The organism is Streptomyces sp. MNU89 (assembly GCF_020982505.1).
Taxonomy (GTDB): Bacteria; Actinomycetota; Actinomycetes; order Streptomycetales; family Streptomycetaceae; genus Streptomyces; species Streptomyces xinghaiensis.
The window spans coordinates 2,653,206-2,677,583 of sequence record NZ_JAJKLL010000001.1; the positions used below are offsets into that span (position 1 = coordinate 2,653,206).

Consider the following 24,378-nt stretch of genomic DNA (forward strand, 5'->3'; position numbering starts at 1 on the left):
GCCAGGATCGGCGCTCATCCCCGGTCCAGCCGCAGCGTTCAGCGCAACAGCGGGAGAGATGCCCCATGGCCGACCAGCCTTCTCAGCAGCCGTCTCAGCAGCCGTCCGACCGGCCGCCGTCCGACGTGATCGCCCCCTTCGCGGAGGGCGCCCAGTACATCGCGGGCCGCCGCGCCGCCGGCACCTCCGGGCACCGGCAGGCGGTCACCGACCCCGCCACCGGCGAGCAGCTGCTGGAGTACGAACTGGCCGGCCCCGAGGACGTCGACGCGGCCGTGGGCGCCGCCGGACGGGCCCTGCCCGAGTGGTCCGGCGCCACCCCGGCCGAGCGCTCCGAGGCCCTCCACCGGCTGCGGACGGTGCTCGACGGCCGGGCGGAGGAGCTGGTGCGGGCGGAGTCGCTGCAGTGCGGCAAGCCCGTGCGGCTCTGCCGGGAGTTCGACGTACCGGGCTCGATCGACAACGTCGCGTTCTTCGCGGGCGCCGCCCGCCGCCTCGACGGCATGGCCGCCGCCGAGTACAGCGGCGACCACACCTCGTACGTCCGCCGGGAGCCGCTCGGCGTCATCGGGTCCGTCGCCCCCTGGAACTATCCGCTCCAGATGGCCGCGTGGAAGATCCTCCCGGCCGTCGCGGCGGGCAACACGGTCGTACTCAAGCCCTCCGAGCTCACCCCGCTCACCTCGGTGATGTTCGCCGAGGCCGCGCACGAGGCGGGCCTGCCCGACGGGGTGATCAACATCGTCAGCGGAGCCGGTCCCGGGGCCGGGGAGCACCTGGTGGGCCACCCCGGTGTCGCCATGGTGTCCTTCACCGGCTCCACGGCCGTCGGCAGGCGCGTGGCCCGGCTCGCCACCGAGGGCGTCAAGCGGCTCCACCTGGAACTCGGCGGCAAGGCGCCGTTCGTGGTGTTCGACGACGCCGACCTGGAGGCGGCCGTGCACGGCGCGGTGGCCGCGGCCCTCATCAACTCCGGCCAGGACTGCACCGCCGCCACCCGGGCCTACGTCCAGCGGCCGCTGTACGAGGCGTTCACCGCCGGCGTGGCCGACCTGATGGGCATGGTGGTCCTCGGGGACCCGTCGGACCCGGCGACCGACCTCGGGCCGCTGGTCTCGCACGCGCACCGCGACCGCGTCGCCGGATTCGTCAACCGGGCCCGCGCCGACGGGGCCCGTGTCACCACCGGCGGCCGCGCCCCGGGCGGCGACCTCGCCGCCGGCGCCTACTACCTGCCCACGCTCGTCACCGGCGCGGCCCAGCACAGCGAGATCGTGCAGAGCGAGGTCTTCGGCCCCGTCCTCACCGTGCTGCCCTTCGACTCGGACGACGAGGGCCTCGCGCTGGCCAACGACACCCCCTACGGCCTGGCCGCCTCCGTCTGGAGCCGGGACGTCTACCGCACCGGGCGCGGCGCGCGGGAGCTGCGGGCGGGCTGTGTGTGGGTCAACGACCACATCCCCATCATCAGCGAGATGCCGCACGGCGGCTACCGCGCCTCCGGCTACGGCAAGGACATGTCGGCCTACTCCTTCGAGGAGTACACCCAGGTCAAGCACGTCATGTCCGACACCACCGGAGTGGCCCGCAAGGACTGGCACCGCACCGTCCTCGCCCTCTGAAAGCCCCCTCCCCCTTCTCCCGTTTCCCGACGATCACCCGGAGGCCCCCGTGAACCCCTACGACGGCATGCCCGAGCCGGTGCGCAAGGCATGGCAGCGCAGCCTCACGAACGGCCGGGCCGCCATGAGCCGGCGGCGGCTGCTGCGCGCCGGTGGACTGGCCGCCGGCGGCGCGGCCCTGGCCGCCTGCGGCATCCCGCCCGCGAACAACGGCGCCTCCGGCAAGGAGAAGCGCGGCGAGGACCGCTCGCAGCAGGAGAAGGTGCTGGCCTTCTCCAACTGGCCGCTGTACATCGACGTCGACGACGACGACGAGAACGTGCGGCCCACGCTGCGCGAGTTCCAGCGCGAGAGCGGCATCAAGGTCAAGTACATCGAGGACATCAACGACAACAACGAGTTCTACAGCAAGATCAAACCGCAGCTCGCCGCAGGCCAGAAGACCGGCCGGGACCTGGTGTGCCTGACCGACTGGATGGCCGGACGCATGATCCGCGCGGGTTGGGCGCAGCGCCTGGACCAGGCCAACCTGCCGAACGCCGTGACGAACCTGGAGGGCCGCTTCCGCGCCGCCCCCCACGACCCCGGCCGGCAGTACAGCTACCCGTGGGCCGGAACCGCGGCCGTCATCGCCTACAACCGGAAGGCCACCGGCGGGCGGAAGGTCACCAGCGTCGAGCAGCTGCTGACCGACCCGAAGCTCAAGGGCCGCGTCTCCCTGCTCACCGAGATGCAGGACACCATGGGCCTGGTCATGCTCGGCATGGGAGCGGACTCCTCGTCCTTCACCGACGACGACTTCGACGCCGCCGTCGACCTCGTCCAGAAGGCAGTCGACCGGGGCCAGATACGCCGCTTCACCGGCAACGACTACATGGACGGGCTCAACAAGGGCGACATCGCCGCCTGCGTGGCCTGGGCCGGCGACATCGTGCAGCTCGGTTTCGACAACCCGGATGTGCGCTTCCATCTGCCGGAGACCGGCTACCTGTTCGGCACCGACGACCTGCTGGTGCCCGCCGGGGCGCAGCACCGCGCCAACGCCGAGGCCTTCATCGACTACTACTACCGGCCGAAGGTCGCCGCCGAGCTGGCCGCCTGGGTCAACTACATCTGCCCCGTCACCGGCGCCCAGCAGGAGATGCGGAAGATCGACGAGGAGCTGGCGGAGAACAAGCTGATCTTCCCCGACGAGGAAATGATCGCGAAGGGCCACAACTTCCGGCCGCTCAGCGCCAAGGAAGAGGAGCGCTACGAGACCAAGTTCGCCAAGCTCATCGGCGCCTGAACCCACCGGAGACACGCACGCATGACGATCCAGCTCACCGGGGTCAGCAAGACGTTCGGCGACTTCACCGCCGTCCACCCGCTGAACCTCACCATCCCCGAGGGCTCCTTCTTCGCCCTCCTCGGCGCCTCCGGCTGCGGCAAGACCACCACCCTCCGTATGATCGCCGGGCTGGAGGAGCCCTCCACCGGGCACATCCTGCTCGACGGCACCGACATCACCGCGCTGCCGCCGCATCGCCGCCCCGTCAACACCGTCTTCCAGAACTACGCGCTCTTCCCCCACCTCGACGTCCACGACAACGTGGCCTTCGGACTGCGCCGCCGCGGGATGAAGCAGGTGAAGAACCAGGTCGCGGAGATGCTGGAGCTCGTCGAGCTCGGCCACCTGGCCCGCCGCCGGCCGCACCAGCTCTCCGGGGGACAGCAGCAGCGCGTCGCGCTGGCCCGCGCCCTCGTCAACAAGCCGCAGGTCCTGCTGCTCGACGAACCGCTGGGCGCCCTCGACCTCAAGCTGCGCCGGCAGATGCAGCTGGAGCTCAAGCGCATCCAGACCGAGGTCGGCATCACCTTCGTGCACGTGACGCACGACCAGGAGGAGGCCATGGCGATGGCCGACACCGTGGCCGTGATGCGCGCCGGGCGCGTGGAGCAGCTCGGCGCTCCGGCCGAGCTGTACGAGCACCCGCGCACCGCCTTCGTCGCCAACTTCCTCGGCACCTCCAACCTCGTCGAGGCCGAGGTGACGGCCGCCGGCGGCGGGGAGGCCGAGGTCAAGGCCGCCGGCAGCCCGCTGCGGCTGCCCTCAGCGCGGATGCCGGAGGGGACCGGTGCCGGGGACGGGGTGCTGGTCGGGGTGCGTCCGGAGAAGATCTCCCTCACCCCGGCGGACGACGCCGGCGGGGTGCCCGCCGGCCGCAACCGGCTCACCGGCCGCATCACGGAGGCCAGTTATCTCGGTGTCTCCGTGCAGTACCTGGTGGAGACCCCCGCCTGCCCCGGGTTCGCCGTCTACCAGCAGAACGTGGAACGCGACCCGCGGCTCGTCGCCGGCGCCGAGGTCGTCCTGCACTGGAACCCCGCGCACACCTTCGGGCTGGAACCGGGCCGCGACCCCGGCCGGGAGATCGCCGCCGGCACCGGCGAGGAGGCGATATGACGGCCCTGGCCACCGCCCCGCCGCCGGCGACCGGCGAGTCCGGCGGTCCGGCCCCGGCGGCCGTCCGCGCGCCGCGCAGCCGCCTCACCCCGTACTGGCTGCTGCTCCCGGCCGGCCTGTGGCTGGCGGTCTTCTTCGTCGCGCCGCTCGTCTACCAGGCGTCCACCTCGGTGCAGACCGGCTCACTGGAGGAGGGCTACCGCGTCACCTGGCACTTCGCCACCTACGGTGAGGCGCTGCGGGAGTACGGCGTCCACTTCCTGCGCTCCTTCGGCTACGCGGCCACGGCCACCTCGCTCTGCCTGGTCATCGGCTACCCGCTCGCGTACACCCTGGCCTTCCGCGCCGGGCGCTGGCGGAACGTGCTGCTGGTGATGGTGATCGCGCCGTTCTTCACCAGCTTCCTCATCCGCACCCTCGCCTGGAAGACGATCCTGTCCGACGGCGGCCCGGTGGTCGGCGCCCTGGAGGCGCTGCACGTCCTGGACGTCACGGCCTGGCTCGGTCTGACGAGCGGTGAACGGGTGCTCGCCACGCCGCTGGCGGTCGTCTGCGGTCTGACGTACAACTTCCTGCCGTTCATGATCCTGCCGCTCTACGCCTCTCTGGAGCGGATCAGCCCGTCCCTGCACGAGGCGGCCCGCGACCTCTACGCCGGCCCCGCCACCACCTTCCGCCGGGTCACCTTCCCGCTCTCGCTGCCGGGGGTCGTCGCCGGCACCCTGCTCACCTTCATCCCGGCTTCCGGGGACTACATCAACGCCCAGCTCCTGGGCTCCCCCTCGGAGCAGATGGTGGGCAACGCGATCCAGCAGCAGTTCCTCAAGGTGCTGGACTACCCGACCGCCGCCGCCATGTCGTTCCTGCTCATGGCCCTCATCCTGATCATGGTCACCGTCTATATGCGCAAGGCCGGAACGGAGGAGCTGGTCTGATGACCGCCGTGACCTCATGGACGCCCGTGCGCTGGCTGCGCCGCAACGCCGTCGTCCTCGCCGGCCTCGCCGGCCTGCTCTATCTGCTGCTGCCGAACGCGGTGGTGATGCTGTTCTCGTTCAACAACCCGGCGGGGCGCTTCAACTACGAGTGGCGCACCTTCTCCACCGAGGCCTGGACCAACCCCTGCGGGGTGGCCGACATGTGCGGCTCGCTCACGCTGAGCCTGCAGATCGCCGTCCTCGCCACGCTCGGCGCGACGGCCTTCGGCACCCTGGCCGCCTTCGCCCTGGCCCGCCACCGCTTCCGCGGCAGGGGCACGGCGAACGGGCTGATCTTCCTGCCCATGGCCATGCCCGAGGTGGTGATGGCCGCCTCGCTCGGCACGCTGTTCCTCAACATGCGCGTCGGCTTCGGCTTCACCACGATCCTCATCGCGCACATCATGTTCTGCCTGAGCTTCGTCGTCGTCGCGGTCAAGGCGCGGGTGGCGAGCATGGACCCGCGGCTGGAGGAGGCCGCCCGGGACCTCTACGCCGGGCCGCTCCAGACCTTCCTGCGGGTCACGCTGCCGCTGGCCGCCCCCGGCATCGCGGCGGGCGCCCTGCTCAGCTTCGCGCTGTCCTTCGACGACTTCGTCGTCACCCAGTTCAACGCGGGCCCCTCGACCGTCACCTTCCCCATGTTCGTGTGGGGCGCCGCCCAGCGCGGGGTGCCCGTGCAGGTCAATGTGATCGGGACGGCCATGTTCCTGATCGCCGTCGGCATCGTGCTGGCCGGACAGCTCACCGCGCGCCGCCGGGGAAGGAGCACCGCATGACCAGCCGCGACACCCCGGCGGCGGACGCCGCCCTGCACGCCCTGGCGGGCGCCCGGCCCGTGCCCTTCTGGCTGGACGACCCCGCACGCCGGCCCGCCGCCGCCCCGGCCCTGGTCGGCGAGGAGAGCTGCGATCTGCTCGTCATCGGCGCCGGCTACAGCGGACTGTGGACCGCGCTGCTGGCCAAGGAGCGGGACCCGGACCGGGACGTCGTCGTCATCGAGGCCCGGGAGACCGGCTGGGCCGCCTCCGGACGCAACGGCGGCTTCTGCGCGGCCTCCCTCACCCACGGCCTGGCCAACGGCGTGGCCCGCTGGCCGGGTGAGATCGCCGTCCTGGAGAAGCTGGGCCGGGCCAACCTCGACGCCATCGAGCAGGCCGTGCAACGGTACGCGCTCGACTGCGACTTCGAACGCACCGGCGAGATCGACGTCGCCACCGAGCCCCACCAGATCGCCGAACTGCGCGAGACGGCCGCCGAGGCCGAGCGGCTGGGCCTGGGCGGGATGACCTTCCTGGACCGGGAGGCCGTACGCGCCGAGGTGGACTCCCCCACGTTCCTGGCGGGCTTGTGGGACCGCGACGGCGTGGCCCTGCTCAACCCCGCCCGCCTCGCCTGGGGACTGCGCCGGGCCTGCCTCGACGCAGGCGTCCGCGTCTACGAGCACACCCCCGCCGAGGCGCTCGCGGGCGACGGCGGGCGCATGGCCGTGCGCACCCCCTACGGGCGGGTGCGGGCGCGGCGGGTCGCGCTCGGCACGAACGCCTTCCCGTCCCTGGTGCGGCGGGTGCGCCCGTACGTCGTCCCCGTCTACGACTACGCGCTGATGACCGAGCCGCTCAACGCCGCGCAGCTCGCCGCGATCGGCTGGCGCGGGCGGCAGGGGCTCAGCGACAGCGCGAACCACTTCCACTACTTCCGCCGCACCGCCGACAACCGCATCCTGTGGGGCGGTTACGACGTGCTCTACCACTTCGGCAGCCGTATCCATCCGGACCACGACCAGCGCCCGGAGACCTTCGCCACGCTCGCCCGGCACTTCTTCGCCTGCTTCCCCCAGCTGGAGGGGGTGCGCTTCACCCACCGCTGGGGCGGCGTCATCGACACCTGCTCCCGCTTCGCGCCGTTCTTCGGCACGGCGCACGGCGGCCGTGTCGCCTACGCGGCCGGCTACACGGGTCTCGGCGTCGGGGCCACACGCTTCGGCGCGGAGGTGATGCTGGACCTGCTGGACGGGGTGGAGAGCGAGCGCACCGCGCTGGAGATGGTCCGGACGAAGCCGTTGCCCTTCCCGCCCGAGCCGGTGCGCTGGGCGGGCATCGGCCTCACCCAGTGGTCACTGGCCCGGGCCGACGCCCGCGGAGGGCACCGCAATCTGTGGCTGCGGGCGCTGGACCGCCTGGGGCTGGGCTTCGACAGCTGACGGCGTCCCCGACGGCCGGCGGCGTCCACACTGTCCACACCGTCCGCCCACGGGCGCCCGGATCCACGTTTTCGACTGATTCACCTCGCAATACCTCCGGAATCAGTTGCGAAATGGCATTTCGAAAACCGATTACGTCGCAAGAGGGTTGCATTACGGAGGTCCCTCGGGAAGAGTGAGGCCATGGCCCGTGATGACAAGAAAGCGAACGGCGGCCCGCTGATCGACGCCGTCTCCCTCGCCATCGTCGAACAGCTCCAGGAGGACGGGCGCCGCCCGTACGCCGCCATCGGCAAGGCCGTGGGCCTGTCCGAGGCGGCGGTGCGGCAGCGGGTCCAGAAGCTGCTCGACCAGGGCGCCATGCAGGTCGTCGCCGTCACCGATCCGCTCACCGTCGGCCTGCTGCGGCAGGCGATGCTGGGCATCAACGTCGAGGGCGACCTCGAACCGGTGGCCGACGCCCTCGCCGAGATGGAGGAGGTCGCCTACGCCGTCATCACGGCGGGCTCCTTCGACCTCATCGTGGAGGTCGTCTGCGAGGACGACGCCCACCTGCACGAAGTCATCAACAAGCGGATCCGGACGCTGCCCGGCGTCCGCTCCACCGAGAGCTTCGTCTACCTCAAGCTGCGGAAGCAGACCTATACCTGGGGAACCCGATAACCGTGAGCAAGGACCTGTCCCGTACCGCGTACGACCACCTGTGGATGCACTTCACCCGGATGTCGTCGTACGAGAACGCCCCCGTCCCCACCATCGTGCGCGGTGAGGGCACCCACGTCTTCGACGACCAGGGCAAGCGCTACCTCGACGGCCTCTCCGGGCTGTTCGTCGTCCAGGCCGGGCACGGCCGCGCCGAACTCGCCGAGGCCGCGCAGAAGCAGGCCCGGGAGCTCGCCTTCTTCCCCATCTGGTCCTACGCCCACCCCAGGGCCGTCGAACTGGCGGAGCGGCTGGCCGGCTACGCACCGGGGGACCTCAACAAGGTCTTCTTCACCACCGGCGGCGGCGAGGCCGTGGAGACCGCCTGGAAGCTGGCGAAGCAGTACCACAAGCTCACCGGCAACCACACCAAGTACAAGGTGATATCCCGCGCCGTGGCCTACCACGGCACCCCGCAGGGCGCCCTGTCCATCACCGGACTCCCGGCGCTGAAGGCCCCGTTCGAGCCGCTGGTGCCCGGCGCGCACAAGGTGCCCAACACCAACTTCTACCGCGCGCCGGTCCACGGCGACGACCCGGAGGCATTCGGCCGCTGGGCCGCCGACCAGATCGAGCAGGAGATCCTCTTCGAAGGGCCGGAGACCGTCGCCGCGGTGTTCCTCGAGCCGGTGCAGAACGCCGGCGGCTGCTTCCCGCCGCCGCCCGGCTACTTCCGGCGCGTGCGCGAGATCTGCGACCGCCACGACGTGCTCCTCGTCTCGGACGAGGTCATCTGCGCCTTCGGCCGCCTCGGCACGATGTTCGCCTGCGACAAGTTCGACTACGTGCCGGACATCATCACCTGCGCCAAGGGCATGACCTCCGGATACTCCCCGATCGGCGCCGCGATCATCTCCGACCGCCTCGCCGAGCCCTTCTACCGGGGCGACAGCACCTTCCTGCACGGCTACACCTTCGGCGGCCACCCCGTCTCCGCCGCCGTGGCCCTGGCCAACCTCGACATCTTCGAGCGCGAGGGCCTCAACCAGCACGTGCTCGACCAGGAGAACGCCTTCCTCACCACCCTGCAGCGGCTGCACGACCTGCCCATCGTCGGCGACGTGCGCGGCAACGGCTTCTTCTACGGCATCGAACTGGTCAAGGACAAGGCCACCAAGGAGACGTTCACCGACGAGGAGACGGAACGCGTTCTGTACGGCTTCCTCTCCCCCGCGCTGTTCGAGAACGGCCTGTACTGCCGCGCCGACGACCGCGGCGACCCGGTCGTCCAGCTCGCCCCGCCGCTCATCTCCGACCAGCGCACCTTCGACGAGATCGAGCAGATCCTCCGCTCCGTCCTGACGGAGGCGTGGACGAAGCTCTGACCCGCGGCCGGGCGGCGGTGAGCGGGAGCGGCAGCGACGGCTCAGTCGTCTTCCTCCATCGGAGCCGGCTCGGCGTTCTCCATCCGTTCGGGCGTCCAGTACTCCTGGACGGCGGACGGGTCCTCCTGGACCTCGGAGACCGACGTCCCGCCGTCCGGGGCGGGGGACGGGCCCGGGGTCTCCGCGGCCTCCGGGCGCAGGGCGATCGCGCCGGCGATCGCGGCGGCCACCCCCGCGAGGAGGAGAAGCTTGCGCGGTGCGGAGCCTTTCACGTCAATGACCTCCTGCGAGGCTCGGAAGCGCTGCGGGGAGCCCGCTCGACCAGTCTAGCCGCAGCGGTCGAGCGGGCACCGGGTCCTGGAGTGCGGCTACGTCGCGCCGCCCTGGTCGTCGAACATCTGCTTGACGCTGTCCCCGAAGTAGGAACTCCGGTTCCAGCCTTCGCTGTTGACCGTGCTGGTGACCCCGTTGGTGTAGCCAAGGCCACTGCTTTCGTTGAACTGCCGCATCCAGGGGCCGCCGCTCGAGCCGCCGCCGAAGTCGCAGCGGAGCTGGATCCTGCCGTCGAGCACGCCGACCCGCTGGGTCGTTCCCTGGCAATACCACTGGCGCTGCCCGTTGTCCCGGTCCCCGGGATAACCGTTCACCGTCACGGCCTGCTCGCGCGAGTAGTTATAGCTCAGACCGTTGCCGCCGGTGACGTTGACGAGCTTCTGGCTGTTCAGCGGCCAGGTGGTCACCATGGCCACGTCCCAGTCGAAGCTGCCGTCGTTGATCCAGCCGTTGAACGCCCGGTACTGCTTGGCCGCGAAGGTTCCGAACGGCCGGGCGCCGTCCCGGTAGCGGGGCACATAGACCCAGTTCTGCATCCAGTCACCGCCGTTGCCCTCGTGCACACAGTGGCCCGCGGTGATCGCCATCTGCTTGGACGAGCTGTTGAGGGCGCTCGCGGAGCAGACGTAGTCCTTGCCGTCGCTGGGCTTGGTGAAGAAGACCTTGCCGGCGACAGCCGTCTCGGTGATGGTCGGCCGGACCATGTCCTTCCGCGGCGGTGCGGGCGGGGTGGAGCCCGCCGGCCCCTCGGAGGTGTCTCCGGCCAGGCCGCCCGTACGCTGGGCGGTGCCTTCGACGGATACCGGTATCGCGTTGCGCATACGCTCCGGGGTCCAGTAACTCTCCAGTTCTTCAGCGGTGTCGGCGGAGTTGATCCGCGCACCGGTGTCCAGCCCGGCCGTCGCGGTGACGGTCGCTCCCGGATCTGACGACGGCTGCGCGGAGGCCGGAGACTGCGCCGAGGCGGTCTCCACGCCGGCCAGGAGGACAACTGCCGCTGCGGATAAAGCGAGAAATGTGCGTCTAAGCCGAATCACTGGCTCCCACTTCCTTGAAAGTGCGAAATTGACGCTTTGGTAGATGAAACTAGGAGTCCGTCACGATGCCGTCAATGACGCCTATCGCGCCAGAAGGTGCTCGGCACCGACGGCGCCTCCGGACCGGACTTCCGTCAGCAGGGCCGGCGGAACGGGCCGCCCGCCCGCGGCCGTGGGCCTCGCGGTCGACCGGGCCGGCTCATGAGACCGGCGCGCGAGTCCCCACGATCCGGGGCCGGACCTTCCGCGCGGCGCCGCACCGGCCGGCCTCTTTCCACAGCCTTCTACAACGCGTCCACCGCTCCGACCTTCCAGCCCCGCGGCGTCCGCACGAGAGTCATCCGGACGCGGTTGAGGTCGAGGCGCGGGCCCGAGATCTGGGTACTGGTGGTGGCCTGGTTCATGAAGAGCAGCACCACGGCCTTGTCCGGGGTGGCCGACACCACCGAGGCCGCCGGGGCGTCGCCGCCCGGCGGACTGGCGACCGTGGCCTTGACCACCCCGCGGTACTTCTTGGCGGTCGGCGCGACCACGGATGTGGTGGTCTTGCTGTACTGGCCGAGAAACGGGGCGGTGAGGTGGGACCGGGCCGCGCGGAAGTCGCGGTCCAGGTGGCGGTAGTCGTACGACAGGATGACCGGGGCTGCCTTGCGTGCCGCTGCGAGGGCGGCCGTGCGGGCCTCGGCCGTGCGCCCGGCCTCCCGGTGCTGCAGACCGAGGGTGGCGGTCGCGGCCAAGCCCAGGAGGGTGAGGACGGCGAGTGCCGGAGTCAGCAGGCCGCGGCGGCGGGCTGGCTCGGCGGCCGGCCGGGGGGACGGCTCCTCGGCGGGCCCGGTGGGCTCCGTGGGCTCCGTGGGCCCGCCGGACCCGGTGGGCCCGGTGGTGCCTCGCGTCCTTTCGGCTCGTTTGGCCGCGGCGCGGGCGGCCGCCGCCACGGCGCGCTGCCGGGGGGCGCCGGTGCCGCCGCGGCCTCGGAGGGTCTGGTTCGCCACGGTGTCTCTCCTCATGGGTGGTGCGGAGCCAGGTGCTGCAGGGTGCGTCAGCCGACGAATTCGACGTTCGACGTCAGCCACCGTCCGTCCTTGAGGACCAGGTCCAGCTGGAGGCGGTAGTTGCGGGACGTGCCCTGCGGAGCGGCGACGTTGGTGACCTTGCTGTCGGCCACCACCAGGACACGGGCGGTGCGTTCGTCCGCACGCGCGATGCCCGCTTCGAGGATTCTTCCTTCGGAAACCGACTTGTTCTCGGCCACGATCTTCGTCAGTTTCTCGGTCTGGGCCGAGAACTGCTTTTCGAAGTCGCCGGTGGCGCCTTTCAGTACGTTCCCGCTGTCCCGGTCGTAGTGCCGGTAGTCGAGCGAGGTGAAATTGAGCGCCGACTGGCGGGCGGCGGCCAGGATGTCCTGGTGCCGCCGCTCCGTCGTGTGCCGCTCGTACACCTGGAAACCCAGCCAGCCGGACGAGGCCGTCAGTACGGCGGCCGCAACCGCCAGCGGCACCACGGCGCGCGGGTGGCGCAGGGGCCGTATCGCGCGGGTCAGGAATACACGGGTCATGCCATGGGTCCCACCAGCAGCCATTGCCAGGAGTCCTTTCCGAAGAGGCTCTGTGCTCCGCCCGTGGAGCCGATCTGTACGGGCCTTCCGTCCGGGCCGTTCGCGGCGCCGGTCTCCGGGTCGTATGCCGTGACGTGTGACGCCCGGCCGGAAGTGCCGCTCGCGCCGGGGGCGTTCTGGGCTCCCCGGACCGAGGTGTCGCCGCCGCGCGGGGCCGTGCACCGGGCCCCGGTGTTGGCCGGGCGGTCCGTGGTGTCGGCGGGGTCGCGGCGCCGGGTGTCGTAGCCCTCGCGGCAGGGCGGGGGATCGTCGGCGTTGGTGACCATGCCGAAGTGGGTGGTGCCGTCGCCGGGGAGGACCGTGTAGCTGCCCGATACCACCACGGGGAAGGTGACCAGCATCTGCTCGACGCCCGGCAGGCGGGCCAGGGTGACCTGACCGCCGCTGATCAGGTTGCCGAGCAGGACCGGGAGGTGGGTCCGGTTGTCCTTCAGCAGCGCGTCCACTTGGCGGGAGGCCGTGGTGCCGCTGTCCATCAGGGCCCGGATGTCCCCGTCACTCGCCTTCAACCGGGCGGTGAGCGCCGCCAGGTCGCGGGAGAAGGACTTGATCGCCGAGCCTTGGTCGGCCTGCGTCTTCAGAACCTTCCGCGAGTCCTCGATCAGCGCGATCGTCTCGGGGAGCGAGCCCGACGCCGACTCGATCAGGGCGTTGCCCGAGTCCACCAGCCGGCTCAGATGCGGGCCGGTCCCGGCGAACGCCTTGCCCAGTTCGTCGACCGTGGTCCGCAGGTCCTTCTTGCCCACCGAGGTGACCAGCCGGTCCAGGCTGAGGATCAGCTCGGTGGTGGGAACGGGCACCCGGGTGTTCCGGCGCGGGATGGTGCTGCCGTCCCGCAGGCGGGGCCCGTCGCCGGAGCGCGGCTGAAGGTCCACGTACTGCTCGCCGACGGCCGAGCGGTTCGCCACCACGGCCAGGCTGTCCGCCGGGATGCCCGGGGAGTCCTCCAGGTTCAGCGCCACCGATACGCCGCCGGCGGCGGTCAGCCGCAGGTCGCCGACGCGGCCCACGGGCACCCCGCGGTAGGTGACCTCCGCGCCGGAGTAGATGCCCCCGGAAGCGGCGAACTCGGCCCGTACGGTGTAGCCGCGGTCCAGGACGCTGTCGGCCAGGCCGGTGTACTGGGCGCCGACGTACGACACACCGAGTGCGGTGATGATCGCGAAGGCGAGCAGCTGGAGTCTGACCATGCGGGTGATCACGGCATCATCCCCTTCATCAGCAGCTCCGCGAGGGCCATGTCGGCACCGCGCGGGAAGCCGCTCCCGGAACCGGGTGAACTCCCGCTGTACGAAGCCGGGGTGCCGGTGCACAGCGGCAGGCACCCCAGGTCGCCGTCGCCCGCCCCCGGTGGATCCGCGGGGTCGGACGGGACCGGGGGTACCGGCGGAGCCGAGGGTGGGTCCGGCAGCCGGGGTGTCTCGGGGAGTCCGGGCACGCCGGGCACCTCCGGGCCGGGCAGACCGGGAAGCGCGGGCTCCCCCGGCTCTGCCCGATCGCCCGGCTTCTCCGGGTCGTCGGCGAGGTTCCCGTAGACGCTCTCCAGGTCGAGATCGGCGGTGACCTTGAGATTGACGTAGTCGCCCTTGATCGCGTCCACCGCATTGCGCGGGAACGGATACGTCGTCAGGAGTTCCAGGGAGTTCGGGAGATCGGCGCCCGCCTTGTTCAGCTGCCGGAGGATCGGCTGGAGCCGGCGGAGATTGGCGATCGTGTCGTCCCGGGACGCATTGATCACCTTGGTGCCCGTCTCGCCCAGCTTCGACAGGGCGGTGAGCATCCTGGTCAGCTTGGACCGCTGGTCGGCCAGCACCTTCAGCGCGGGCGGCAGGGTGGTGACGGCCCGGCCGATCGTCTTCTTCTCCTCGGCGAGGGTCTTGGAGAGCTTGTCGATGCCCTCCAGCGCGCGGACGATCTCCTTCTTCTGCTCGTCGAGCCCGCCGACAAAGGTGTCCAGCTCCGTGAGCAGGGACGTGACCCGGTCCTCGCGGCCGTCGAGGGCCTTGTTGAGCTCCACCGTGATGGTCTTGAGCTGGGCGACCCCGCCGCCGTTGAGCAGAGCCGACAGGGCCGACAGCACCTCCTCGATCTCCGGGTTGCGGCCGCTGCGGGACAGCGGGATCTCCGCGCCGTCGGTGAGCCTGCCCACCGGCTCGGTGTCCGTCGGTGCCGACAGGGCGACGTACTTCTCACCGAGCATGCTGGTCTGCCGCAGCCCGGCGACCGCGTTGCCGGGGAGCCGGACCGAGTCGTCGACGCGCAGCCGCACCCGGGCGTGCCAGCCGTCCAGTTCCACCTTCTCGACGGCACCGACGGTGACGTTGTTGACCTTGACCGTGGACTGCGGGACCAGGTCGAGGACGTCCTGGAACTCGGCCGTGACGCGGTAACTGCCGCCGTCAGCGGCGGCGCCGCCCGGCAGGGGGACGTCGTACAGCCCGTTGAATTCGCAGCCGGTGAGGAGCAGGGAACCGGCGGCGGTCCACAGGGCCGCTTTCCGTGGAGCTCTCATGCGCCCTCCTCCAGGATTCCGCCGAGTGTCCTGTCGGTCGGGCCCGTCGGCACCGCGCCGGTGACCGGGTCCGCCTCCGGAAGCTCGGGCAGGGAGTCGAACAGTTTCCTCAGGTCACGGCAGTCGGCCGTCTCCCCGGCCGTCTTCAGCAGGGAGCAGAGCAGGGAAGCCGGGTCCTGGTGGAGTTGTTCGGCGTTGTTACGGGTGTCGAGCGTGCCGGATTCGGGGTTGTAGGCGTTCTGGAGGTTGGACAGACCGGCCGGTGCCACCTCGAGCAGCTCTTCCAGGGCCGCGCGCTGCGTGACCAGCACGCTGGTCACCTTGCTGAGCCCTTTCACGTTCGCGGTCAGCGCCTTCTTGTTGTCCCTGACGAAATCCGTCACATCGGCGAGCGCGGCCGCCAGATGCTTGATCGCCGCGGCGAGGTCCTTGCGCTCCCCGGCCAGCTGGCCGGCCACCTTGGCCAGGCTGTTGTTGAACGACTTGACGCTCGCGTCGTCCGCCGCCAGCACGGCCGTGAACCCCTGGAGGTTCTCCACCGTCCCGAAGAGGTCCTTCCGGCCGTCCGACAGCGTGGTGACGGCCTGCGAGAGGTCCTCGACCGTCCGGTGCAGCTTCCCGCCCTGCCCCTGGAGGTTGTCCGCGCTGACGGCCAGGAGCCGGGACAGCGAACCGTCCTTGTTGGCCCCCCTGGGGCCGAGCGCCTCTCCCGTCGTGCGCAGGCTGTCGAAGACGCGGTCGAGCTCCACCGGCACAGCCGTCCGCTGCTCGGGGATCACGTCGTTGTCCCTCATCGCCGGGCCGGAGCGGTAGACGGGGAGCAGCTGGAGATAACGGTCGCTGACCACCGAGGAGTTGATGATCGCCGCCCGGGCGTCCGCCGGGACCTTGTACTCGTCGGCGTACTCCAGCTCGACGCGCACCCGGCCGCCCTGCGGCGTGATCTTCTTGACCTCACCGATCCGGACGCCGAGCACGCGCACGTCGGACCCCGGGTAGATGCCGACCGTACGCGGGAAGTACGCCGTCACCCGGACCACCTGCGTCGGGGACAGGCGGACGAAGGCGAGGACGGCGCAGACCACGAGGACCGTGGCGAGCGCGATCCGGCGTACGGCTCTGATGCGGCCGGCCGTCATCGTGACCCTCCTGTCCGTGGTTCCACCGGTGCCGGGGCGACCATGTTCTGGATGTAGCTGTCGAACCAGCGGCCGTTCCCGAGGGTGTTGGTGAAGACCCGGGTGAAGGGCGCCAGCAGCCGCACGCTGCGGTCGAGTGCGGCCTGGTTGCGTTCCAGCATCCTCACCACGGTGTTCAGGCGGGTGAGCGCGGGCCCGATCGCCTCCCGGTTGTCGTCGACCAGGCCGGACAGCTGGATGCCGAGGGCGACGGAGCTCTTGAGCAGTGCGTGGATGGCCTTGCGCCGCGCGTTGATCTCCTTGAACAGCTTGTCGCCGTCCTTGACCAGCTTGCTGAACTCGCCCTTCCTCTTGGCGAGAACACCGGTGACGCCGTTGGCGTGGTCGAGGAGTTCGCGCAGAGCCCGGTCGCGGGAGGACACGGTCCGGGAGATCTTCGACAGGCCCGCGATGGACGCCTTCACCTCGTCGGGGGCGTCCTCGAAGGTGGCGGACAGCGTGTCCAGGGCAGTGGCCAGTTGCTCCTTGTCGACCTCCTCGGTCGTGGTGGTGAGGTCGCTGAAGGCCTCCACCACGTCGTACGCCGGGACCGTACGGCTCAGCGGGATCTCGCTGCCCGGCTCGAGCAGCCCCGGCCCCTTCGGTTCCAGCGCCAGGTACTTGGCGCCGAGGATGGTCTTGACGCGGATGGCCGCACCGGTCCGCGACCCGAACTCCGGGTCTCCCTTCACCCGGAAGGTGACCTTGACGTGGCCGCCGTCCAGTCCCACGTCGTCGACCTTGCCGACCTTCACACCGGCGATCCGTACCTCGTCTCCCGGCTTGAGTCCGCCGGCCTCGGAGAACGCCGCGCTGTACTTCTCGCCGCTGCCGATCAGCGGAAGATTCTGGACGTTGAACGCGGCGGCGATGAGCAGCGCGATCGTGGTGAGGCCGACGGCGCCGATCACCGCCGGACTGCGTTCACGGAAGGGAATCAACGACCACACCTCGCTCGCGCGACATGGAGTTCCGGAGTGATGGCTTCGGAGGTCTTCGGCAGCACGATCCGGCCGTCGAAGTCACAGAGATAGAAGTTGAACCATGAGCCGTAGGAGGCGGTGCCGGTCAGCTTGTTGAGCTTGTCCGGCAGCCTCTTCAGGACGCCCTCCACGGTCTTCTCGTGGTCGTTCAGCGTTCCGCCGAGTTCGCCGAGTTCGGCGATGTCGGTCTTCAGCGGCGGGCGGGCGTCCTCGAGGAGCCCCGAGGTGGCTTCCGCGAGGGCGTTGATGCCCGTCAGCGACTTCCCGATGGGCTTCCGGTCGGCCGACAGCCCCGAGATCAGCCGCTGCAGTTGCGAGATCAGGTCGGAGAAGCGGCTGCTGCGCTTGTTCACCGTCTTGAGCACGGTGTTGAGGTTGTCGATCACGGAACCGATCACCTTGTCGCGTTCGGCCAGCGTCGTGGTGAGCGATGCGGTGTGGGCGAGCAGACTGCGGACCGTACCGCCCTCGCCCTGGAGGGTCATGACGATCTCGGTGGCGAGCTGGTTGACGTCCTTGGGGCTCAGCGCGGCGAACAGCGGCTTGAACCCGTTCAGCAGCGCGTTGAGATCGAGCGCCGGCTCGGTGTGCTCCAGCGGGATCCGCCCGCCCGGCCGCAGCCGCGTGGCGTCACCCGTGCCTTCCGTCAGCGCGATGTACCGCTGCCCGATCAGGCTCCGGTAGCGGATGGCGGCGCGGGTGCTGGTGAGCAGCGGCCGGTCGCGGGAGACGGTGAAGGCGACCTCGGCCAGCGTGCGGTCCTTGATCTCGATGCTGTCGACCTCACCGACGCGCACGCCCGCGACCCGGATGTCGTCGCCCTCCTCCAGGCTCGTGACATCGCTGAACACGGCGGTGTACGTCTCCTTCGGGGTAAAGGAGATGTTGACGATGGTGGCCGCCAGCACGGCGGTCGCCGCCACCGTCACCACCGCGAAGATGCCGAGCTTGATCAGCTGAGGAGCTGTCGTTCTGGCGTTCGTACGGCTCATGCGACGCTCACCGCCGTTCCCCGCGCCATCGGGCCGAAGAGCAGCGTCGCGACCGCCGGGACCTCGTCGGCGGGCACACCCATGGCCGGAGCCACGAGCGAGGCGACGGCGTTCTGTTCGGCCGGTGTGCCGGACACGGAGGGCGCAGCACCGCCCGGGCTCCGTGACGCCGACGTGCCGTCGTCGAGCTTGGTCGGTGGTCCGGGGACGCGGGGTGGGGCAGACCTCTGCAGTCGGGGCCGGAGCGGTCGGCATAGCGCGGTTCCTCGCCGGGTCGGTAGGGGGGACGCTGGGGGACGAATTCGAGGGTGATGCGCATCTTTCCGCCGCTGAACGCCCGTTCGGACTCCTCTTTCTGCCGCACCAGCCCGGCCAGCAGGCACGGGTACTCCGGCGAGTAGCGGGCGAACAGGGCCAGCGTGGGACGGGAGACGCGGCCCAGGGTGATGAGCCGGGCGGAGTTCTCGTCGAGTAGGCCTTCGGTGGTGTCCGCGGCGGTGGCGGTCCAGGTGAGGACCGACGCGAGCCGGTCCTCCCGCTCGACGAGGGTGCGGCTGGTGGTGAGGGTGTTGCGCAGGGTCCGCAGCAGGTCGGGGGCGGCCTCGCCGTACACCTCGACCGCGTCGGCGAGCCGGGAGATGTCCTTCTGGAGGGACGGCATGTGCGGGTTGAGCCGGCGCAGGTAGTCCTCCAGGCGGACGAGGTTGTCGCCGATCTTGTCGCCGCGTCCTTCGAGGGCGGTGGAGAAGGCGGACAGGGTGGCGTTCAGCTTGGCGGGCTGGAGGGTGCGCAGCAGCGGCAGCAGGTCGTTCATCAGCTGCTGGAGTTCGATGCCCACGGTGGTCCGGTCCTGGGTGATGACGTCACCGGCGCGGATGTGCCGCGCCGAGGGCTTCGCCGGCTCGACCAGGTCGACGTACTTCTCGCCGAACAGGGTCTTGGGCAGCAGCCGGGCATGGACATCGGCCGGGATGAGCGGGACGTGTTCCGGTTTCAGCGCGATGCCGAGGGTCGCCTTCTCGCCGTCGGCCCGCACCTCGCGGACCTCGCCGACCAGCAGGCCGCGCAGCTTGACGTCGGCGCGCGGCTCCATCTGGTTGCCGAGGGTGTCCGCCTCCAGGGTGATGCGTACGACGGAGGTGAAGACCTGCTGGTAGACGGCGACCGTCAGGGACAGCAGCAGGGCGATGAACACGATGAACACGACCCCGTACAGGCGGAGTCGAGTGGGCCGGGCGAGGGTGGCCGGGTTCTTCGGTGTGCGTATGCGCATGGGCCGCCTACCCCGCTATCCGTACGGTCGTGCTGGCACCCCAGATGGCCAGGCTGAGGAAGAAGTCGAGGATGTTGATGGCCACGATCGACGTCCGTACGCCGCGTCCGACCGCGACTCCGACACCGGCCGGGCCGCCGCTCGCGTAATAGCCGTAGTAGCAGTGCACCAGGATGATCACGACGGCGAAGACAATCACCTTGCCGAAGGACCACAGCACGTCGACCGGTGGCAGGTACTGCTGGAAGTAGTGGTCGTACGTCCCGGTGGACTGCCCGTAGTAGCCGGTGGTGATGGTGCGCGCGGCGTAGTACGAGGACAGCAGGCCGACGACGTACAGCGGGATCACCGCCACGAAGCCGGCGATCATACGGGTGGTGACGAGGAACGGCAGCGACGGTACGCCCATGACTTCCAGCGCGTCCGTCTCCTCGCTGATGCGCATCGCGCCGAGCTGGGCGGTGAACCCGGCGCCGACCGTCGCGGACAGCGCGAGGCCGGCGACGAGGGGGGCGATCTCGCGGGTGTTGAAGTACGCGGAGAGGAACGCCACGAAGTTGGACGTGCCGAGCTGGTTGAGGGCGGCGTACCCCTGGAGTCCGACCTCGGTGCCGGTGAAGAAGGAGAGGAACGCGATGACGCCGACCGTGCCGCCGACGACCGCCAGCGCACCGCGGCCGAAGCTCACCTCGGCCAGCAGCCGCAGCACCTCCTTCTTGTAGCGGCGCAGGGTGCGGCCGGTCCAGGCGAGGGAACGCCCGTAGAAGACCATCTGCGTGCCCAGCTCCTGCAGGGAGCGCAGCGGGCGGTCGAGAAGTCGTGGCACGACTAACCCCTCTGCGGGACGAGTTGGAAGTACACGGCGGTCATCACGAAGTTCGTCACGAACAGCAACATGAAGGTGATGACCACGGACTGGTTCACGGCGTCACCGACGCCCTTGGGTCCCCCCTTGGCGTTGAGGCCCTTGTACGAGGCGACGATCGCCGCGATCGCGCCGAAGACCAGCGCCTTCAGTTCGGCCGCCCACAGGTCGGACAGCTGGGCGAGGGTGGTGAAGGAGGCCAGGTACGCGCCGGGGGTGCCGTTCTGCATGACGACGTTGAAGAAGTAGCCACCGGCCACGCCGACGACGGAGACCAGGCCGTTGAGCAGGACCGCCACGAGCATCGTGGCCAGCACCCGGGGCACGACCAGCCGGTGGATCGGGTCGATACCGAGCACCTGCATGGCGTCGATCTCCTCGCGGATCTTGCGAGCCCCGAGGTCCGCGCAGATCGCGGTGCCGCCGGCGCCCGCGATGAGCAGCGCCGTCACGATGGGGGACGCCTCTCGGAGTACGGCGAGCACCGAGGCCGCGCCGGAGAACGACTGTGCGCCGAGCTGCCGGGTCAGGCTGCCGATCTGGAGTGCGATGACGGCGCCGAACGGGATGGACACGAGGGCGGTGGGCAGGATGGTGACGCTGGCGATGAACCAGGCCTGCTGGATGAACTCCCGCAGCTGGAAGGGGCGCCGGGGGAGGGTCCTGAGGACGTCCAGCGCCATGGCGAAGAGGCTGCCGGAGTGTCTCAGCACTCCGGTGGGGGAGAAACTCATGCGTCCGTCACCTCCTTCCGCTTCGGCTCCGGCTCCTGCTTCGGCCCCTGCTTCGGCTGCGGCTGGTGGAGCTCCGTCTCGCGCTCGGCGATCGCCTGCCAGCGGGGCGGGCGGGTGACTCCCGGGCTGGGGAGCAGGCGGGGGTCATGGGCGCCGCGGACGCTTCCCCGTCACCTGGGCTCGCGCCGGTGCCGAGCTCGGCGAGCTCCTGCTCGACCTGGGCGGCGTCCTTCTCCTCCGCCATGCCGATCGGCCCCTGCATACGGCCGTGGAGGAACTGCCGGACAACCGGCTCGTCACTGGTGAGCAGTTCCTGGCGAGGGCCGAACATCACCAGCTCGCGCCGGAAGAGCAGCCCTATGTTGTCGGGGACCAGGCGGGCCGAGGCGATGTCGTGAGTGACGATCAGGAAGGTCGCGTCGATCTGTGCGTTCAGGTCGACGATCAGCTGGTTGAGATAGGCGACCCGCACCGGGTCGAGCCCCGAGTCCGGCTCGTCGAACAGGATGATCTCCGGGTCGAGCACCAGCGCCCGCGCCAGCCCCGCCCGCTTGCGCATACCGCCGGATATCTCGCCGGGCAGCTTGTCCTCGGCACCGATCAGACCGACCATGTCCATCTTTTCGAGGACGATCCGCCTGACCTCGCTCTCCGGATTGCGGGTGTGCTCGCGCAGCGGGAAGGCGATGTTGTCGTACAGGCTCATCGACCCGAACAGGGCGCCGTCCTGGAACAGCACGCCGAAGAGCTTGCGCACCTCGTAGAGGTCGCGCTCGCGGAGCTTCGTGATGTCCTGCCCGGCGATCGTGATCGATCCCCGCTCCGGCTTGAGCAGACCCACGAGAGTCTTGAGGAACACCGACTTTCCCGTGCCCGAGGGGCCGAGCATGACGGATACCTCGCCGGCGGGCAGCGTCAGCGATACGTCCTGCCAGATGACCTGGTGGCCGAAGGATTTCGTCAACCCTTCCACACAGATCTCGACACCCATCCGGTTCACCCTTCAGCGGGGAGCAGCTCCGACATCTGCTCTACGGCGAAGGGCGGCGGGTCCGTCGCGGAGAAGGGCAAGATTTTTTACGGGGTGGAGACCAGGGGTCCGGCGGCGTGCCGCGGGCGCCGGTGTGCGGGGGTGCGGTCGCGGGGTTCCGTGGCCGGCGCCCCGGCGGGAGGCCGGCGGGCCGCGGCCGTCGCCGGGCGCCGCCGGGCCTGACGGGGCTCACGGGGCCTGACAGGGCCGGCGCGGAGGGCAGATGCCGGGACGGCCCCTACGGGGCGGGCACGGCGGACGGGAGCGGAGGCACGGACACCGTGGGAGCGGGTGCGGACGGGAGCGCCGGCACCGGCACGGTGTGAGCCGCCCCGGTCGGCAGCGTCGGGGAGACGTCCGGCAGCTCGACCTCCGGCGCCGGCACCTCCGGAACCTCCGGAACCTCGGGCACCTCGGGCACCTCCGGAACTTCCGGCACCTCGGGCAGCACCGCCGGGAGCCGGAGGCCGGCGGGTGGCGTCGGCGTCTTCTTCTCCCTGTTCGGGGGGCGCAGTTCCGAGCCGGGACGGAGCGGGCGGGGAGGCGTCCGCCGGCAGGACGCGGGGCGACACGCCCACCGCCGCCTCACCCGGCTCCGACATGGCGGGCCTCGGGGGCCGCGGCGTATCCGGCTCGTACGGGAAAGGACCGGCCAGGCCCACCACGGCCAGCGTCGCCGCCGCGGAGGCAGCGACCAGGGCGGGGGCCTGCCCGCCGTCGCGGTGGCGCCCGATCAGCCACAGGCCGAACGCCAGCGTGCCGGCCAGCGACTTGCGCAGCGTACGCCGGGCCCTGGCCAGCAGTGACTCGACCGCCTCGTAACTGAGATCCATCTCCCGGGCGATCTGCCCGACGTCCAGGTCCTGCGACTTCAGCCGGATCGCCTCCGCCTGGCGGGCGGGCAGTTCCTCGCTCCGGTACGCCAGCCACTTGGCCTCCGCCCGGTCACAGACGGCTTCCTCGACGGGGACGGGGCCGGGGGCCGTGAGCGTCCGGGTGCCGGAGACCTGGGCCTCCCGGTGGACCTGCCGGTACCGGTCGACGCACAGGCGCATGGTCACCGTCGTCAGCCAGGCGCCCATCCGCGCGTCGTCGAGGTGCGCGTTCTGCGCGCCGCGCAGCATCGCCTCCTGTACGGCGTCCTCGGCGTCCTCGGCGCTCATGGACCTGCGGCGGGCCACCTTGAGCAGGTGCTCGCGGTGGCCCCACATCCGCTGCCACCGCAGACGGGCCGCTTCGTCACCCGGTGGCGCCGGGTCAGCAGGATGCCTGTCCGTCGCCATGAAGCCCCTCCTCGCTCGCGCTCACCCCTGATGGCCGGGAGGTTACCGCCCGGTATCCGGAGTTGTGGAGGGGTGGTGCGGGAGGAAGTTCTCATCGTCGCCGGTCAGCGCCCCCCGTCCCGCACGTCCGGAAGCACCTCGTCACCCGGCAGCCCGGTGCCGGTGCCGGGGGTGGTGGCCAAAGGGCGGGCTCACCCGGACGACCGGCGGGTCCGTCGGGGCGGGTTCCGGCGCGGACTCCGGCGCCGGCGCGGGCTCCGGGGACGGCTCCGGCGAATGCGACGGCGGCGGGGACCCCGGCCCCGAGGACGCCGCCCCGGCCCGCGGCCCCGGGCCGCCCCGCTCGGGCTTCGCAGCGCCGGACGAGCCCGGCTGCGCACGGGAACCGGGACCGGAACCGGAGCCGGAGCCCTCGCCGCTCGGGCCCGGCACCACCCGGTGACCGTCACTGAAGTAGCCGTACCAGGCCAGAACGGTACGCAGGTACTCCTGGGAACGGTTGTAGGAGAGGATCGCGAGGCCGAGGTCCCGCGCCCGCGAGAGGTCACGCCCGCCCGCACACAGGTAACGGCCCGCCGAGAGCGCCGCGTCGTGGACGTTGTGGGGGTCCGCGGCGCCGTCGCCGTTGCCGTCGGCGCCCCACACGGCCCAGGTCGAGGGGATGAACTGCATCGGGCCGACGGCGTGGTCGTAGGAGCTGTCGCCGTCGTACGCGCCGCCGTCGGTGTCCCGGATCTCGGCGAAGCCGCGGCCGTTCAACTGCGGACCGATGATGGGGGTGTACGTCGTACCGGCCGCGTCCACCCGCCCGCCCCGCGCCTGGCCGGACTCGACCTGGCCGATCGCGGCGAGCAACTGCCAGCGCAGTTCGCATACCGGGGCGCTCCGCGCGAGCGAGGCCTCCGCCTTCCGGTACGCACTGAGGACCGCGCCGGGTATCGCCGCGTGGCCGGCCGCGACCACGGGACCGGCGCCCGGGGACGGCCGTGCGGGCGAACCGGGCGAGTAGCGCGCCACCAGCGGGGGCAGCTCGCGGTCATAGTGCGTATCGCCCGAGGTCTCCTGCCGGGGCGATGCCTTGCCGCTCCCGGAGGCGGCGGTCCCTGTCGCCGTGCCCGTCGCCTGCGAGCCCGTCAGCGCCACCATGGCCACCGCCGCGACCGCCGTCCCGCTCACACCTCTGCGCATCCGTCCAGCCATACGTCGGATCCCTCCCCGTCCCGCTGCCGCGCCGCATGTGCGCGGACACTGTCACCTGTCTCTACGGG

22 protein-coding genes and 1 pseudogene are annotated in these 24,378 nt (G+C 70.8%); 8 read left to right on the plus strand and 15 right to left on the minus strand.

Annotated elements, in window-relative coordinates; translation table 11 throughout:
- The first annotated feature begins 65 nt into the window (after positions 1 to 65).
- The 8 genes from E4N63_RS11230 (at position 66) to E4N63_RS11265 (ending at position 9,275) form a co-directional block, all read left to right on the plus strand.
- A complete protein-coding gene (locus E4N63_RS11230; protein ID WP_230240553.1) occupies positions 66 to 1,622 on the plus strand; it encodes a gamma-aminobutyraldehyde dehydrogenase in 1,557 nt (518 codons plus the stop codon).
- 67 nt (positions 1,623 to 1,689) lie between these two features.
- Positions 1,690 to 2,910 carry a spermidine/putrescine ABC transporter substrate-binding protein gene (locus E4N63_RS11235; RefSeq protein WP_185831080.1) on the plus strand — a complete coding sequence of 407 codons (1,221 nt, stop codon included), beginning with the start codon at positions 1,690 to 1,692 and terminating at the stop codon, positions 2,908 to 2,910.
- Between the two features lie 21 nt (positions 2,911 to 2,931).
- Positions 2,932 to 4,068, plus strand: coding sequence for an ABC transporter ATP-binding protein (locus E4N63_RS11240; RefSeq protein WP_230240554.1), 1,137 nt, complete (start codon positions 2,932 to 2,934; stop codon positions 4,066 to 4,068).
- Positions 4,065 to 5,003, plus strand: a complete 939-nt coding sequence (locus E4N63_RS11245) for an ABC transporter permease (protein WP_230240555.1) — start codon at positions 4,065 to 4,067, stop codon at positions 5,001 to 5,003. The genes E4N63_RS11240 and E4N63_RS11245 overlap by 4 nt, the downstream gene beginning before the upstream one ends.
- Positions 5,003 to 5,824: an ABC transporter permease gene (locus E4N63_RS11250; RefSeq protein ID WP_125622142.1), complete on the plus strand. Its 822-nt coding sequence runs from the start codon at positions 5,003 to 5,005 to the stop codon at positions 5,822 to 5,824. The genes E4N63_RS11245 and E4N63_RS11250 overlap by 1 nt, the downstream gene beginning before the upstream one ends.
- Positions 5,821 to 7,248 (plus strand): FAD-binding oxidoreductase, encoded by a 1,428-nt coding sequence (locus E4N63_RS11255; protein WP_230240556.1) that lies wholly within the window; start codon positions 5,821 to 5,823, stop codon positions 7,246 to 7,248. Before E4N63_RS11250 ends, E4N63_RS11255 begins: the two co-directional genes overlap by 4 nt.
- 183 nt (positions 7,249 to 7,431) lie before the next feature.
- Positions 7,432 to 7,911: an Lrp/AsnC family transcriptional regulator gene (locus E4N63_RS11260; RefSeq protein WP_230240557.1), complete on the plus strand. Its 480-nt coding sequence runs from the start codon at positions 7,432 to 7,434 to the stop codon at positions 7,909 to 7,911.
- Complete coding sequence (locus E4N63_RS11265) at positions 7,896 to 9,275, plus strand: aspartate aminotransferase family protein (RefSeq protein ID WP_125622138.1); 1,380 nt, start codon at positions 7,896 to 7,898, stop codon at positions 9,273 to 9,275. The genes E4N63_RS11260 and E4N63_RS11265 overlap by 16 nt, the downstream gene beginning before the upstream one ends.
- A gap of 41 nt (positions 9,276 to 9,316) precedes the next feature.
- Here the strand turns inward: E4N63_RS11265 and E4N63_RS11270 are convergent, their stop codons facing one another.
- The 15 genes and pseudogenes from E4N63_RS11270 to E4N63_RS11340 all read right to left on the minus strand — a co-directional run bounded on the left by E4N63_RS11270 (position 9,317) and on the right by E4N63_RS11340 (position 24,298).
- Positions 9,317 to 9,547, minus strand: coding sequence for a hypothetical protein (locus tag E4N63_RS11270; protein ID WP_125622136.1), 231 nt, complete (start codon positions 9,545 to 9,547; stop codon positions 9,317 to 9,319).
- A gap of 96 nt (positions 9,548 to 9,643) precedes the next feature.
- Positions 9,644 to 10,582 carry a serine protease gene (locus E4N63_RS11275; RefSeq protein WP_230240558.1) on the minus strand — a complete coding sequence of 313 codons (939 nt, stop codon included), beginning with the start codon at positions 10,580 to 10,582 and terminating at the stop codon, positions 9,644 to 9,646.
- A 347-nt stretch (positions 10,583 to 10,929) separates the two neighbouring features.
- Complete coding sequence (locus E4N63_RS11280; RefSeq protein WP_230240559.1) at positions 10,930 to 11,637, minus strand: hypothetical protein; 708 nt, start codon at positions 11,635 to 11,637, stop codon at positions 10,930 to 10,932.
- 47 nt (positions 11,638 to 11,684) lie between these two features.
- Positions 11,685 to 12,200 carry a hypothetical protein gene (locus E4N63_RS11285; RefSeq protein WP_228429966.1) on the minus strand — a complete coding sequence of 172 codons (516 nt, stop codon included), beginning with the start codon at positions 12,198 to 12,200 and terminating at the stop codon, positions 11,685 to 11,687.
- Positions 12,197 to 13,462, minus strand: coding sequence for an MCE family protein (locus E4N63_RS11290; RefSeq protein WP_230240560.1), 1,266 nt, complete (start codon positions 13,460 to 13,462; stop codon positions 12,197 to 12,199). Before E4N63_RS11290 ends, E4N63_RS11285 begins: the two co-directional genes overlap by 4 nt.
- Positions 13,459 to 14,772, minus strand: a complete 1,314-nt coding sequence (locus tag E4N63_RS11295) for an MCE family protein (RefSeq protein WP_230240561.1) — start codon at positions 14,770 to 14,772, stop codon at positions 13,459 to 13,461. The genes E4N63_RS11290 and E4N63_RS11295 overlap by 4 nt, the downstream gene beginning before the upstream one ends.
- A complete protein-coding gene (locus E4N63_RS11300) occupies positions 14,769 to 15,911 on the minus strand; it encodes an MCE family protein (protein ID WP_125622128.1) in 1,143 nt (380 codons plus the stop codon). Before E4N63_RS11300 ends, E4N63_RS11295 begins: the two co-directional genes overlap by 4 nt.
- Complete coding sequence (locus E4N63_RS11305) at positions 15,908 to 16,891, minus strand: MCE family protein (protein ID WP_230240562.1); 984 nt, start codon at positions 16,889 to 16,891, stop codon at positions 15,908 to 15,910. Before E4N63_RS11305 ends, E4N63_RS11300 begins: the two co-directional genes overlap by 4 nt.
- Positions 16,888 to 17,925, minus strand: a complete 1,038-nt coding sequence (locus E4N63_RS11310; RefSeq protein ID WP_230240563.1) for an MCE family protein — start codon at positions 17,923 to 17,925, stop codon at positions 16,888 to 16,890. Before E4N63_RS11310 ends, E4N63_RS11305 begins: the two co-directional genes overlap by 4 nt.
- Positions 17,922 to 19,198: pseudogene (locus E4N63_RS11315) on the minus strand (MCE family protein). The gene E4N63_RS11310 and the pseudogene E4N63_RS11315 overlap by 4 nt, the downstream one beginning before the upstream one ends.
- Before the next feature lie 7 nt (positions 19,199 to 19,205).
- The gene (locus E4N63_RS11320; protein WP_125622222.1) at positions 19,206 to 19,970 is read right to left on the minus strand and encodes an ABC transporter permease; all 765 of its coding nucleotides are present in this window, start codon (positions 19,968 to 19,970) and stop codon (positions 19,206 to 19,208) included.
- A gap of 56 nt (positions 19,971 to 20,026) precedes the next feature.
- The gene (locus E4N63_RS11325; protein ID WP_125622120.1) at positions 20,027 to 20,797 is read right to left on the minus strand and encodes an ABC transporter permease; all 771 of its coding nucleotides are present in this window, start codon (positions 20,795 to 20,797) and stop codon (positions 20,027 to 20,029) included.
- A 7-nt stretch (positions 20,798 to 20,804) separates the two neighbouring features.
- Positions 20,805 to 21,788 (minus strand): ABC transporter ATP-binding protein, encoded by a 984-nt coding sequence (locus E4N63_RS11330; RefSeq protein ID WP_308188680.1) that lies wholly within the window; start codon positions 21,786 to 21,788, stop codon positions 20,805 to 20,807.
- 86 nt (positions 21,789 to 21,874) lie between these two features.
- Positions 21,875 to 23,110: an RNA polymerase sigma factor gene (locus E4N63_RS11335; RefSeq protein ID WP_230240564.1), complete on the minus strand. Its 1,236-nt coding sequence runs from the start codon at positions 23,108 to 23,110 to the stop codon at positions 21,875 to 21,877.
- Positions 23,111 to 23,251: 141 nt separating this feature from the next.
- The gene (locus E4N63_RS11340) at positions 23,252 to 24,298 is read right to left on the minus strand and encodes a lytic transglycosylase domain-containing protein (RefSeq protein ID WP_230240565.1); all 1,047 of its coding nucleotides are present in this window, start codon (positions 24,296 to 24,298) and stop codon (positions 23,252 to 23,254) included.
- Positions 24,299 to 24,378: the final 80 nt, after the last annotated feature.